Source organism: Arthrobacter sp. SPT-J7 (assembly GCF_059089965.1).
In genome coordinates, this window is the sequence record NZ_JBNHFF010000003.1 from 137,636 (window position 1) to 150,100 (window position 12,465).

General features: G+C 65.5%; 12 protein-coding genes. 3 read left to right on the forward strand and 9 right to left on the reverse strand.

Translation table 11 applies throughout. From position 1 onward, the window contains the following. Complete coding sequence (gene qcrB, locus AC5RWX_RS06080) at positions 1–1,647, forward strand: cytochrome bc1 complex cytochrome b subunit (RefSeq protein ID WP_493939068.1); 1,647 nt, start codon at positions 1–3, stop codon at positions 1,645–1,647. A gap of 207 nt (positions 1,648–1,854) precedes the next feature. Here the strand turns inward: qcrB and AC5RWX_RS06085 are convergent, their stop codons facing one another. From AC5RWX_RS06085 to AC5RWX_RS06110, 6 genes are all read right to left on the reverse strand, one after another. Beyond that, positions 1,855–2,640 (reverse strand): GntR family transcriptional regulator, encoded by a 786-nt coding sequence (locus AC5RWX_RS06085; protein ID WP_493943131.1) that lies wholly within the window; start codon positions 2,638–2,640, stop codon positions 1,855–1,857. A 156-nt stretch (positions 2,641–2,796) separates the two neighbouring features. After that, positions 2,797–3,198: a cytochrome c oxidase subunit 4 gene (locus tag AC5RWX_RS06090; protein WP_493939070.1), complete on the reverse strand. Its 402-nt coding sequence runs from the start codon at positions 3,196–3,198 to the stop codon at positions 2,797–2,799. Between the two features lie 2 nt (positions 3,199–3,200). Beyond that, entirely contained in the window at positions 3,201–4,928 is a 1,728-nt protein-coding gene (gene ctaD / locus AC5RWX_RS06095; RefSeq protein ID WP_493939071.1) for an aa3-type cytochrome oxidase subunit I, read from the reverse strand. Between the two features lie 17 nt (positions 4,929–4,945). Continuing rightward, on the reverse strand, positions 4,946–5,791 hold the full coding sequence (ctaC, locus tag AC5RWX_RS06100; RefSeq protein WP_493939072.1) for an aa3-type cytochrome oxidase subunit II: 846 nt from the start codon (positions 5,789–5,791) through the stop codon (positions 4,946–4,948). A gap of 174 nt (positions 5,792–5,965) precedes the next feature. After that, positions 5,966–6,352: a HesB/IscA family protein gene (locus AC5RWX_RS06105; RefSeq protein WP_493939073.1), complete on the reverse strand. Its 387-nt coding sequence runs from the start codon at positions 6,350–6,352 to the stop codon at positions 5,966–5,968. Positions 6,353–6,491: 139 nt separating this feature from the next. Then, positions 6,492–7,871 (reverse strand): dipeptidase, encoded by a 1,380-nt coding sequence (locus AC5RWX_RS06110; RefSeq protein WP_493943132.1) that lies wholly within the window; start codon positions 7,869–7,871, stop codon positions 6,492–6,494. Between the two features lie 111 nt (positions 7,872–7,982). Here AC5RWX_RS06110 and AC5RWX_RS06115 point away from each other — a divergent pair, with 111 nt between their 5' ends. Then, a complete protein-coding gene (locus AC5RWX_RS06115; RefSeq protein WP_493943133.1) occupies positions 7,983–8,564 on the forward strand; it encodes a DUF3043 domain-containing protein in 582 nt (193 codons plus the stop codon). Positions 8,565–8,715: 151 nt separating this feature from the next. On the opposite strand, the gene AC5RWX_RS06120 is transcribed toward AC5RWX_RS06115, so the two are convergent. After that, entirely contained in the window at positions 8,716–9,783 is a 1,068-nt protein-coding gene (locus AC5RWX_RS06120) for a quinone-dependent dihydroorotate dehydrogenase (RefSeq protein WP_493943134.1), read from the reverse strand. A gap of 99 nt (positions 9,784–9,882) precedes the next feature. On the opposite strand from AC5RWX_RS06120, the gene AC5RWX_RS06125 reads away from it, so the two are divergent. Beyond that, the gene (locus AC5RWX_RS06125) at positions 9,883–10,896 is read left to right on the forward strand and encodes an alpha/beta hydrolase (RefSeq protein WP_493943135.1); all 1,014 of its coding nucleotides are present in this window, start codon (positions 9,883–9,885) and stop codon (positions 10,894–10,896) included. Here the strand turns inward: AC5RWX_RS06125 and AC5RWX_RS06130 are convergent. Further along, positions 10,893–11,693 carry an isoprenyl transferase gene (locus AC5RWX_RS06130; protein ID WP_493943136.1) on the reverse strand — a complete coding sequence of 267 codons (801 nt, stop codon included), beginning with the start codon at positions 11,691–11,693 and terminating at the stop codon, positions 10,893–10,895. The two genes, AC5RWX_RS06125 and AC5RWX_RS06130, sit on opposite strands and share 4 nt — an antisense overlap. Continuing rightward, positions 11,690–12,442 (reverse strand): DNA repair protein RecO, encoded by a 753-nt coding sequence (gene recO / locus AC5RWX_RS06135; RefSeq protein WP_493943137.1) that lies wholly within the window; start codon positions 12,440–12,442, stop codon positions 11,690–11,692. The genes AC5RWX_RS06130 and recO overlap by 4 nt, the downstream gene beginning before the upstream one ends. Between the last annotated feature and the right edge of the window lie 23 nt (positions 12,443–12,465).

Genomic DNA, 12,465 nt, shown 5'->3' on the forward strand with positions numbered 1-12,465 from the left:
ATGAGCGCTTCAACTGATTCTTACGCCCCCAAGACACGGGTGGGGCGGATTACCAACTTCGTCGACACCCGCGTAGGCGGCTCGTCGATCGTCAAGGAATTCGGACGCAAGATCTTCCCGGACCACTGGTCCTTCATGTTCGGTGAAGTAGCGCTCTACTCGTTCGTCATCCTGCTGCTCACCGGCACCTTCCTGACGTTCTTCTTCGATCCCTCGATGGCTGAGACCCATTACACCGGGCCGTACGTCCCGCTCAAGGGTGTCGAGATGTCGGTCGCTTACCAGTCCACCCTCCAGATCTCGTTCGAGGTCCGCGGCGGCCTCTTTATGCGCCAGCTGCACCACTGGTCGGCGCTGCTGTTCGTTGCCTCGGTGTCCTTCCACATGCTCCGCGTCTTCTTTACCGGTGCCTTCCGCCGGCCGCGCGAGCTGAACTGGGTCGTCGGCTGCGTGCTGCTGATTCTGGCCCTGGCTGCCGGCTTCACCGGCTACTCGCTGCCGGATGACCTGCTCTCCGGTAACGGCCTGCGCATTATCGACGGCGTGATCAAGGGAATTCCCCTCGTCGGCACCTACATCTCGCTGCTGCTGTTCGGCGGGGAGTTCCCGGGTACAGACATCGTGGGACGCCTCTATGTACTCCACATCCTGCTGGTGCCGGCACTGATCCTGCTGATGATCGCCATCCACCTGTTCATGGTTGTAGTGCACAAGCACACCCAGTACCCCGGCCCGGGCCGGACCGAATCGAACGTTGTGGGCTTCCCGATTGGCCCGGTCTACGCGGCCAAGGCCGGCGGTTTCTTCTTCGTGGTCTTCGGCATCCTGGCCGTCATCGCGGCGAACTTCCAGATCCTGGCCATCTGGGACTACGGGCCCTACGACCCCTCCCCCGTCTCGGCCGGTACCCAGCCTGACTGGTACATCGGCTGGGTGGACGGCGCACTGCGCCTGATGCCCGGTGTCGGCGAGTTCGTGATCTTCGGCCGAACCATCTCCCTGAACGTGCTTCTCCCCGCCCTCGGGCCGGCAGGCCTGCTGTTCACGCTGATGTTCGCCTGGCCGTGGATCGAACGCTGGGTCACCAAGGACAACCGCGAGCACCACATCCTGGACCGCCCGCGCAACGCACCGTTCCGCACCGGCATCGGTGTGGCAGGCATTGTCTTCTACTCGGTGATGTGGGCCGCTGCGAGCTCGGACCTGATCGCCACGCACTTCCACGTGTCGCTGAACGATGTGACGTACTGGCTGCGCGCACTGTTCTTCCTGGGCCCGATTCTCGGCTTCATTATCACGCGCCGCATTTGCCTGGCGCTGCAGCGCAAGGACCGTGAGATCGCCCTGCATGGCCGGGAAACCGGACGCATTGTCCGCCTGCCGCATGGTGAGTTCATCGAGGTCCACGAACCGCTGAACGACTACAAGCTGTACCGCCTGGTCAACTTTGAGTCGCCTGAGGTGCTGCCGGCCCAGCCGAACAGGGCGGGCCACGTCAAGCGGACCGAGAAGCTGCGCGGCGCCCTGTCGCGGTTCTTCTTCGAGGATCGGGTGGCACCGGTTACCCCGGCCGAACTGGAGGCTGCACACAGCCACCACGCCGAGGTTGAGGCTCCTGCCGAAAAGGCCGAAGTCACCACCCGCTAGAAAACTGAATGCACAGGAATGGCCCCGGACCGAGTCCGGGGCCATTCCTGTGTTTGCCGGGGGTCTACAACTGATGCGGCCCATTGGGTCGAGCCGACAGCCGACCGAACGCAGCAGGGCCGTCATCAGGAGGCCCACTCCCCTACCCGCGCCGGCTGATGGCTTGGAGAAGCTACGCAGAACGAGCGCCTGATCCGTTCTGCGCGCTTAATACCTCTTCACGTTGTACGAACGCGGGGCGCGTCCGCCAGGCCGTTGCAGCGGCACCCAGAGCTTGTAGCGGTCCGCCCGGTAGTACGAGATCGAGAAGTCCACCATGGTCTTGGACACGTAGGCATGACGCTGGATCTTGAGCAGCGGCGACCCGATGTCCACGTTCAGCAACCGGGCGATTGAAGGCTGCGCCGCGGTGGCCTCGATGGTGTCCTCTCCCCACTCCATAATCAGGCCGTAGCGCTCGCTCAAAACGTTGTACAGCGACGACGGCGGACCCTCGTCCAGGATCCCCGGCACCCGCTGGGCGGGAATGAAGTTTTCGTCCACGCTCATGGGCTCGGCATCCGCCAGCAGCAGTCGGCGGAAACGCACAACCGGCTGCCCCTCCTCAATCTGGAGTTCACGGGCCACCAGAGGGGTGGCGCCGATCTGTTCGAAGCTGAGTACCCGGGCATCGGGGACCATGCCGCGGCGCTGCATCTCTTCGCTGTACGAGGTCAGCTTGACCTGCAGGTCCAGTTTGGGCTGGCTCACAAACGTTCCCAGCCCCACGATGCGCTCGAGCACCTGCTCCGCAACGAGCGAATCAATGGCTTGCCGCACGGTCATCCGTGCCACTCCGAAGCGCTCAGTGAGATCCCGCTCTGAGGGAAATGCCCCGCCGGGTTCACAGCGTTCTTGGGCATGCCGGCGCAAGATGTCCCGGAGCTGGACGTGCTTTGCAGTAGGCGAGGAGGCGTCGATCTCGCCCTCGATCGCAGCGGCACTGATGGACATGCAGCCTCCTGCTCAGGGTCCTGGGGTCCCTGCCATTCTACCCGGTCTAGACCAACGAACCGGGGGGCTGCGGCCGCCCAGGGGCGTGCGGCCCCCGGGCATGCGAGAGGGCCCGGAACCAAGCGGTTCCGGGCCCTTCCGTCTCTTGCTATCTACTTAGTGGGCGTGGTCTCCACGGCTATATTCGTAGACCCATCCAATGATGGCTACCGTGGTCAGGCCGATGGCGATGTAGACGATCCACCAGCCGACTGCCAGGCCCATGAAGCCGGAGGCGGCACCAAGGCCCAGGACCAGCGGCCACCAGCTCCACGGGCTGAACATGCCCTGTTCGCCGGCGCCCTCGTGGATTTCTGCGTCCACCCGGTCTTCAGGACGAGGGCCGACGCGCCGTGCCGTGAACCAGAGGTAACCGCCGATCATCAGGGACAGTCCGGCCGTCAAATACAACGCCAGGTAACCTACGGGTTCGTGCCAGTCCCCCATGAAGCCGTAAACAGTGGCAACAATGGCGAAGAACGGCGCAAGCGCGATGAATAGCCAGGCTTCAATCTTCACAGTTATGCGTCCTTCTGGTCAGCGGGACCGGCCAGCTGGGCTGCCGGCACCGGAGTCGTCGGGGTGTGCCGCGGTGCGAGCTCCGGGTGGTGCAGGTCCAGCGCAGGGCGCTCCGACCGGATGCGGGGCAGCGAGGTGAAGTTGTGCCGCGGCGGCGGGCAGGAGGTAGCCCACTCCAGCGACGCGCCGAAGCCCCAAGGATCGTCGACTTCGACCTTCTTGCCGCTGCGCCAAGTGATGTACACGTTCCAGAAGAACGGGATCATCGAGGCACCGAGTACGAAGGAGGCGACGGTGGAGAACTGGTTCATTGCGGTGAACCCGTCTTCCGGCAAGTAGTCGGCGTACCGGCGAGGCATGCCCTCGACGCCCAGCCAGTGCTGGATCAGGAAGGTGCCGTGGAAGCCGAGGAACAGCATCCAGAAGTGGATCTTGCCCAGGCGCTCGTTGAGCATCTTGCCGGTCCACTTGGGCCACCAGAAGTAGAAGCCTGCGAACATGGCGAACACGACGGTTCCGAAGACCACGTAGTGGAAGTGTGCTACCACGAAGTAGGTGTCGGAGACGTGGAAGTCCAGTGGCGGCGAGGCCAGGATGATGCCGGTCAGTCCACCGAACAGGAAGGTGGCCAGGAAGCCCAGGCTCCACAGCATCGGCGTTTCGAAGGTGATCGATCCGCGCCACATGGTGCCGATCCAGTTGAAGAACTTCACGCCGGTGGGCACCGCGATGAGCATGGTCATGAAGGCGAAGAACGGCAGCAGGACCGAACCGGTGACGTACATGTGGTGTGCCCACACAGTCACGGACAGGGCAGCAATCGCGATGGTCGCGTAGACCAGGCCCTTGTAGCCGAAGATCGGTTTGCGGCTGAACACCGGGAAGATCTCGGACACGATGCCGAAGAACGGCAGGGCGATGATGTACACCTCGGGGTGGCCGAAGAACCAGAACAGGTGCTGCCAGAGGATGGCACCGCCGTTTTCCGGATTGAAGATATGCGCGCCGAAACGTCGGTCGGCGCCGAGGGCAAACAGTGCGGAGGCCAGCGGCGGGAACGCCATCATGACCAGAATGCCGGTGACCAGCGTGTTCCAGGTGAAGATCGGCATCCGCCACATGGTCAGGCCCGGGGCCCGCATGGTGATGATCGTGGTGATGAAGTTGACCGAACCCAGAATGGTGCCGAAGCCGGAGAGCGCCAGGCCGAAGACCCAGAGGTCTCCGCCCACACCAGGCGAGAACGTGGTGTTGGACAACGGTGCGTAGGCGAACCAGCCGAAGGACGCTGCGCCCTGCGGGGTGATAAAGCCGGCAACCGCGATCACGCTGCCGAACAGGAAGAACCAGAACGCCAGCGCGTTCAAGCGCGGGAACGCAACATCGGGAGCGCCGATCTGCAGCGGCATGATGACGTTGGCGAAGCCTGCGAACAACGGTGTGGCGAACATCAGCAGCATCACCGTGCCATGCATGGTGAACAGCTGGTTGTACTGTTCCTTGGTCTGCAGGATCTGCATGCCGGGTTCGAACAGTTCGGCGCGGATGACCAAGGCCATCACGCCGCCGAGGCAGAAGAAAATGAACGACGTGATCAGGTACATGTACCCGATCGTCTTGTGGTCCGTCGAGGTGATCCAGTTGACGACGATGCGCCCCTTGGACCTCGGGACGACGCGCGGAGCTACCGTGGTACCCCGGTCGTCAGCTGTGTATTCGTACGTTGACACTTGTGGCCCTCGCTCCTTTACTTCGACGCTTCAGCGTAGGGGTTGCGGTCGTACTCTTCGCCGATCTGGCCGTCCTTGAGCCGTGCCATCTGCGCCTCAAACTCAGCCTCGGAGACCACAGCGACGCGGAAGAGCATTTCGGAGTGGTATTCGCCGCAAAGCTCGGCACACTTGCCGTCGTAAATGCCCTCACGGGTCGGGGTAAAGCTCAGGTGGTTGGTCTTGCCAGGGATCATGTCCACCTTCTGCAGGAAGGCGGGCACCCAGAACGAGTGGATGACGTCGCGGGAGTTGATCTGCAACTCCACGCTCTTGTTCACCGGCAGGTACAGCGTCGGCAGAGTCTCCGGAACGCCGGTCTCACCGGTCAGGTGGGCCTGCACGCCGGCAAAGTACTTGTCCTGCTTGACGTAGTTGAAGTCCCAAGCCCACTGCTTACCGCGCACGTCGACGACGACGTCGGGGTTGTCCGTCCGGGCAGTGATGTTGCTCGTGGTCTTGTCCGTGAAGTAGAAGAAGACCAAGACCATGACGATCGGGACCGCGGTGTAAAAGATTTCGAGCGGCAGGTTGTAGCTGAGCTGGCGGGGGTAGCCGGTCTCGCCCTTGCGCCGGCGGTAGGCGATGATGCACCAGAGGATCAAGCCCCAGGTCAGGACACCAACAGCCAACGCGGCGATCCATCCGTGAACCCACAAATCGATGATTTCGGGAGTGTGGTTGGTAACGTCCCGCTGTGTGGGCAACCAGCCCAAGCGGACTTCTTCTGAACATCCCGTCAACAACAACGCACCGACGGTACCCAGGCCAGTGGCCTTGGCAATCCTGGCGCGTCGACTGCCGGTTCGAACCTGCGAACTCACAGACGGCCCTTCCTCTTTGTTTCGTGCAAGTGATGGAGCCATGGCAGAGCAAAGCCCTGGCCTCATATCCAGTTTTACTACTCACTGTAGAGCTTACCCGCACACATGACTTTCATGTGACAGGCTTCCCCGTGCGTCGGCCGTCCGGCGGCCGGGGAACGCCCCCGCCAGCTGTTAGTGGAACGAGTCTCCACAGGCGCAGGAGCCACCGGCGTTCGGATTGTCGATGGTGAATCCTTGCTTGGAGATGGTGTCCTCGAAGTCGATCGAGGCGCCGGAGAGATAAGGCACGCTCATCTTGTCCACAACCACCTCGACGCCGTCGAAATCACGGACTGCGTCGCCGTCGAGCATCCGCTCGTCGAAGTACAGCTGGTAGATCAGGCCGGAGCATCCGCCCGGCTGCACCGCTACCCGCAGGCGCAGGTCGGTGCGGCCTTCCTGTTCCAGAAGACTGCGTACCTTCCCCGCTGCCACATCGGTCAGAGCCACTTCGTGCGTGGGCAGTTCTGCCGTTTCGGGTGCCGGGGTCGGGGCGGATGAGTTGGTCGTTGCGCTCATTGCACTTCCTTATCTATGACGGGCCGTCCGGTGACCTGCTGCTATTACTCAGTGGTGCGTCGGGCTACCGTTCCATCGTACGTCCCGTCGCCCAAAAGGGGATAACCTTGCCCGCCTCCTGGCCCTTCAGGGCACCGCCTCAGATGCCCTCGTCGTTCACTCGGGCCAGCAGCAGCGCCTGGGCCAGGATTGCGTTGCGGAAGTCCCCCAGATGCAGCGACTCATTGGCCGAATGCGCCCGCGAATCGGGGTCTTCCACGCCGGTAATCAGGATTTGTGCCTGCGGATAGATCTCCGTCAAATCGGCGATGAACGGAATCGATCCGCCCATGCCCGCCTCCACCGGCTGGGTGCCCCAGGCCTGTTCCAGCGCCCACAGCGCGGCCCGGCCCACGGGGGCCGTGGTATCGGTGGCGAAGGCCTGGCCCCGCTCCCCCGGCACGAAGGTGGCCTCGGCCCCGAACGGCGCGTGCGCGGCCACGTGGGCGGCCACCGCGTCCATCGCCTGGTCGGGGTCCTGGCCCGGCGCCAGGCGCAGGCTGATCTTGGCCCTGGCCGCCGGTATCAAGGTGTTGGAAGCCAGTTCCACGCTGGGAGCGTCAAAGCCGATCACTGACAAAGCCGGCTTGTTCCACAGCCGGTCGGCGATGCTGCCGGTGCCCGCCAGCTGTACGGAGTCCAGCACCGACGAATCGCGCCGGAAGTCCTGCTCCGGATAGTCGACCGATGCGGCTGGAGCGGTCACAAGCCCCTCGATGGCGACAGCACCGTCGTCGTCATGGAAGGTGGCAATCAGCCGGGCGAGCAGGGTGGGTGCATCCAGCAGCGGACCGCCGAACATGCCGGAGTGGACAGCGTGTTCCAGCACCCGCAGCTCCACGGTGCCGTCCACCAGGCCGCGCAGGCTGGTGGTCAGGGCGGGAACGCCGACCTTCCAGTTGCTGGAGTCGGCCACGATGATGGCGTCGGCCCGCAGCAATTCGCGGTGTGTTTCCAGGAAGGAGCGGAACGTCGGCGAACCGGCCTCCTCCTCCCCCTCAAAGAAGAAGGTGACGCCGACCCCGAAGTCGTCGCCGATGACCTCGAGCAGCGCCCGCAACGATGCCAGATGGACCATGATCCCGGCCTTGTCATCGGCAGCGCCGCGGCCGTAGAGCCGGCCGTCGATTTCGGTGGCCTTGAACGGCTCGGTCCGCCACAGCGCGGGATCCCCCGGCGGCTGCACATCGTGGTGTGCGTACAGCAGGACGGTCGGCTTGCCGGCGGCGGCCGGCCGGCGGGCCACCACGGCGGGGCCGCCAGCCGATGCGCCGTTCGGGACGCTGAGGATCTGCACGTCGTCCAGTCCCAGCTCCCGGACCATGTCGGCTACGGTATCCGCGCTGCGGACCAGGTCTTGCTGATCGAAGGCGGCCCACGCGATGCCCGGAATGGAGACCAGCTGCTCCAGTGAGGAGATGGTGCGTCCCATGCCGGAGTCGACTGCGGCCGCGAGTTGTTCTACGTTCACATTGGTCATAGCCGACACCCTACCGCCCGTGTTGCGGTCGCGCCGATGCCCGTGGCATCGCCGCCGGGCCGCGGCTTTCAGACGGGACGATCCCCGCGGGCGGTCCGGTATTCTTGACTGGTGTTCGGACGTAAAAAAGAGGCTTCCACGCCCCAAGAAACCATCGACCAGGCCACCGCGGCGCAGCCTCGCGACGGCAAGGGTGCCCCCACGCCCCGGCGCAAGGACCAGGAAGCTGCGCGCAAGCGCCCGCTGGTCCCGAACGACCGCAAAGCAGCGCGCGACGCCAACCGCCTTGCCCAGGCGGACCAGCGGCTGAAAATGCGCGAGGCCATGAACACCGGCGACGAACGCTACCTGCCGTTCCGCGACAAGGGCCCGCAGAAGCGCTTCGTCCGCGATTTCGTCGACGCCCGCTGGGTGCTGGGTGAATTCCTGATTGTCTTTGCCCTGATCTTCGTGATCCTGAGCTTTGTCCGCGACCTCAACGTGCAGGCCTTTATCCTGGTGGGCTTCTGGGTGCTGCTGGGGCTGGTGGCAGTTGACGCCTTCATCCTGGGCCGACAGCTCAAGAAGCGCCTGACCGCCAAGTTCGGCGAGGTGGAGCGCGGCGCAGTCTGGTACGGCGTGATGCGCGGACTGCAGCTGCGTCGGATGCGCCTGCCGAAGCCGCAGGTCAAGCGCGGCGAATACCCCAGCTGATTCCGCTCGCACAGTACTGAATCAAAGGGTCGGGAGCAAAGCTGCTCCCGACCCTTTTTCATGCCTGCTGGATGCGCCGGCCGTGGCAGCACAGGCCGGGTCAGCCCGGCCTCCTGAAAGGACCGTGCGACGCCAGCGTGAACCGCCAGGTTCAGCCGCGCCGCTTGGCCAGGCTGCGGTTGATCCGGCTGGCCCAGAACGGCCCCTCGTAAAGGAACGCGGTGTAGCCCTGCACCAGCGTGGCGCCGGCATCCAGCCGTTGCTGGACGTCGTCGGCCGTCTCCACGCCGCCGACGGACACCAGGACCAAATCATTTCCGACGGCGGTGCGGAGCCGGCGCAGTACTTCCAGCGACCGCTGCTTCAACGGCGCGCCGGAGAGTCCGCCGTCGCCGCAGGCAGCGACCTTAGAGGGGTCGGACACCAGACCGTCACGGGAAATCGTCGTATTGGTCGCGATGATGCCGTCCAGCTTCAGCTCCAGGGCCAGCCGGGCGACGTCGTCGACGTCCTCGTCGCTCAGGTCCGGGGCGATCTTCACCAGCAGCGGCACGTGGCGCCCGGCCACCGAGTCGGCCGTCTCCCGCACTGCCTGCAGCAGCGGCCGCAGCGTCTCCACGCTCTGCAGCAGTCGCAGGCCGGGCGTGTTCGGCGAGGACACGTTGACTACCAGATAATCCGCGGACGAGGCCAGCAACCGGGTGCTCTTCAGGTAGTCCTCGGTGGCGTTGTCCAGTTCCACCACCCTGGTCTTGCCGATGTTGACGCCGATGACCGGACGCAGCGCACCGTACTGGGCGGCGAGGCGGCGACGGGCGGCGCCGATCCGCGGTGCAACCGCCGCCGCGCCGTCGTTGTTGAACCCCATCCGGTTGACCACCGCTCGGTCCTCGATCAGCCGGAACAGCCGGGGTTGCGCGTTGCCGGGCTGGGCGCTGCCGGTAATGGTGCCGATCTCCACTGCGCCGAAGCCCAGGTCAGCCAGCGCCTCGATGCCGTGGCCTTCCTTATCAAAGCCTGCCGCCAGGCCGAACGGCGACGGGAAGGTCAGCCCCATTGCCTGGGTGGCCAGCGAGGGGTGCGGACGGGTCAGGCGCCGCAGCACGGCCCCTGCTCCGCACCGGTGCGCGGTTCGGATGAGCTGGAAACCGATACGGTGTGCGCGCTCGGCGTCCATCCAGGAGAACGCGGCGCGGAAGAAGGTTGGGTACAGGCGCATGGTCCTAGTTTTCCGTGTGCACGCCGCCGCACCAAACCGTGTCGCCCGGGAGATAGCATGGGGTCAGCGACCCCGGCGAGAGGAAGGACCACCCTGGCAATGGCAGCCGACTGGCAGGAAGACATGCTTGGGCCGGAGTTCGAGTCCACTGTCCTGCAGGTGCCGGCGATCGACGGCGCGGCGCAGCGGGCCACGCTGATCCGCTACCTGCCGGAGTCCCCGCGGCGCTCCCCCGGCGGCCATGCCGTGCTGTATGTGCACGGGTGGAGCGACTATTTCTTCAATACCGAACTGGCCCGGTTTTGGCACCGCCAAGGCGTGGCGTTCTACGCGCTGGATCTGCACCACCACGGCCGCAGCCTGCAGGAGGGCGATCCCGCGGGCTACGTGACGGATCTGCGCCAGTACGACGACGAGATCTCCCTGGCGCTGGAGCTGATCGGCGAGGAAAACGGCGGCTCCGAGACCAACATCACGCTGATGGGACACTCGACCGGCGGGCTGGTGGCGTCGCTCTGGGCGGCCGAACATCCCGGCCGGCTGCGCGCACTGGTGCTGAACAGCCCGTGGCTGGAGATGCACGGCAGCGCCTTGGTCCGCCGCGCCGCGGGCGCCGTGCTGGAACCGTTGTCCCGGCTGAAGCCGGAGGCCGAAATCAAACTCCCCGTCCGCGGCTTCTATTACCGCAGCATCAGCCGCACGGCCGAGGGCGAATGGGATCTGGACCCCAGGCTGCGCCCGCCGGAGTCCTTCCCCGTGCGCGCCGGCTGGCTCAGCGCCATCTGGGACGGGCAGGCGAAAGTCGCAAAGGGCCTCAACCTAGAGATTCCGGTGCTGGTGATGTCTTCCACGCGCAGCATGAACGGGCCGGTCTGGCACGAGGACATGAAGAACACCGACGTGGTGCTGGACATCCGCACGATGACCGAACGGGCGGTGCGGCTGGGCCGCAGCGTGAGCATCGAGCAGGTGCAGGATGCCCTGCACGATGTGTTCCTCTCGCGGGCGGACGTGCGCCAAGACGCCTATGCGCGGCTGCAGCGTTGGGCGCAGGCCTACATGCTCCAGGGCGGGAAGACCGTGCACCCCGTGCTGCCGCAGCGGCCGGCCTAAGCGCCGCCCGCGACGGCGGCGTCCACGGCTCCCCCGTAGCGACGGTCGCGGCGGGCGTAGATGTCGATGGCTTCCCACAGCGTGCGCCGGTCGACGTCGGGCCACAGGGTATCCATGAACACCATCTCGGCATACGCCGACTGCCAGAGCATGAAGTTGGAGAAGCGCTGCTCCCCGGAGGTGCGCAGGAACAAATCGACGTCCGGCAGGTCCGGCTCGTCCAGGTAGCGCTGGATGGTCTTTTCCGAGACCGACGACGCGCGCAGTCTCCCGGCCGCAACGTCGGCGGCGATGGCGGCAGCCGCGTCGGCGATTTCCGCCCGGCCGCCGTAGTTCACGCACATGGTCAGCGTGCAGGTGGAGTTGCCGGCCGTCTGGCGCTCGGCCACTTCCAGTTCGTTGACCACCGACTTCCACAGCCGGGGCCGGCGGCCGGACCAGCGGATTCGCACGCCCCAGGCGTCCAGCTGGTCGCGCTGGCGACGAAGGACGTCTCGGCTGAAGCCCATCAGGAAGCGCACCTCCTCCGGGGACCGCTTCCAGTTTTCGGTGGAAAAGGCGTACACGCTGACGTGTTTGACGCCGATCTCGATGGCGCCGGCCATCACATCCAGCAGCGCCGCTTCACCTGCTCTGTGGCCCTCGGTCCGGGGCAGGCCACGCTGGTTGGCCCACCGGCCGTTGCCGTCCATCACGATGGCCACATGATCCGGTACCAGCGCCGGCGGCAGGGCGGGCGGCAGGGCGCCGGACGGGTGCGGCCAGGGCCGCTGTGGTTGCCGGGAAGTTGGGGTCACACTCGCTCCACATGCTTCAGGGATTTCAGGGTTCGTTCCAGGTGCCACTGCAGATAACTGGCCACCAGCCCGGCAGCTTCGCGGCGCGGACCGGTGGCAGAGGCATCCGCGGCCGGCCAGTCCGCGGAGAGCAGGGCGGCCAGCAACTCCATGGTCTGCGGCGCCGGCGACGCAGATCCCGGCGGCCGGCAGTCGTGGCACACCGCTCCGCCCAGCGGGGCGTTGAACGCGGTGTGCGGACCCGGTGCACCGCAGCGGGCGCACTGGTCGAAGCTGGGAGCCCAGCCCGCCGTGGCCAGGGCGCGCAGCAGGTAGGAATCGAGGATCAGCTCGGGCGCGTGGACGCTGCGGCTGAGCGCGGAGAGCGCGCCGATGACCAGCCCGTACTGCGCGCCGGCAGATTCGCCGTCGACGTCGGTGAGTTTTTCGGCCGTCTCGCAGATCGCGGCGGCCGAGGTGTATTTGGTGTAGTCGGCCGCGATGTCCCGGCCATAGGGGCCCACCATCTGGGCCTGCGTGACAATGTCGAGGCTGCGTCCGGACACCAGCTGCAGGTCTGCCACCATGAACGGTTCCAGCACCGCGCCGAACTTGCTGCTGGTGCGGCGGACACCCTTGGCGACCGCCCGGATCTGGCCGTGCTGCTTGGTGAGCAAGGTGATGATGCGGTCGGCTTCGCCGAGTTTATGGGTCCGCAGGATGACGCCCTGGTCCCGGTACGTGCGGGAGGCGAAGGATCTGTTGGACACCGGTCTATTCTCCCACTAAAGCG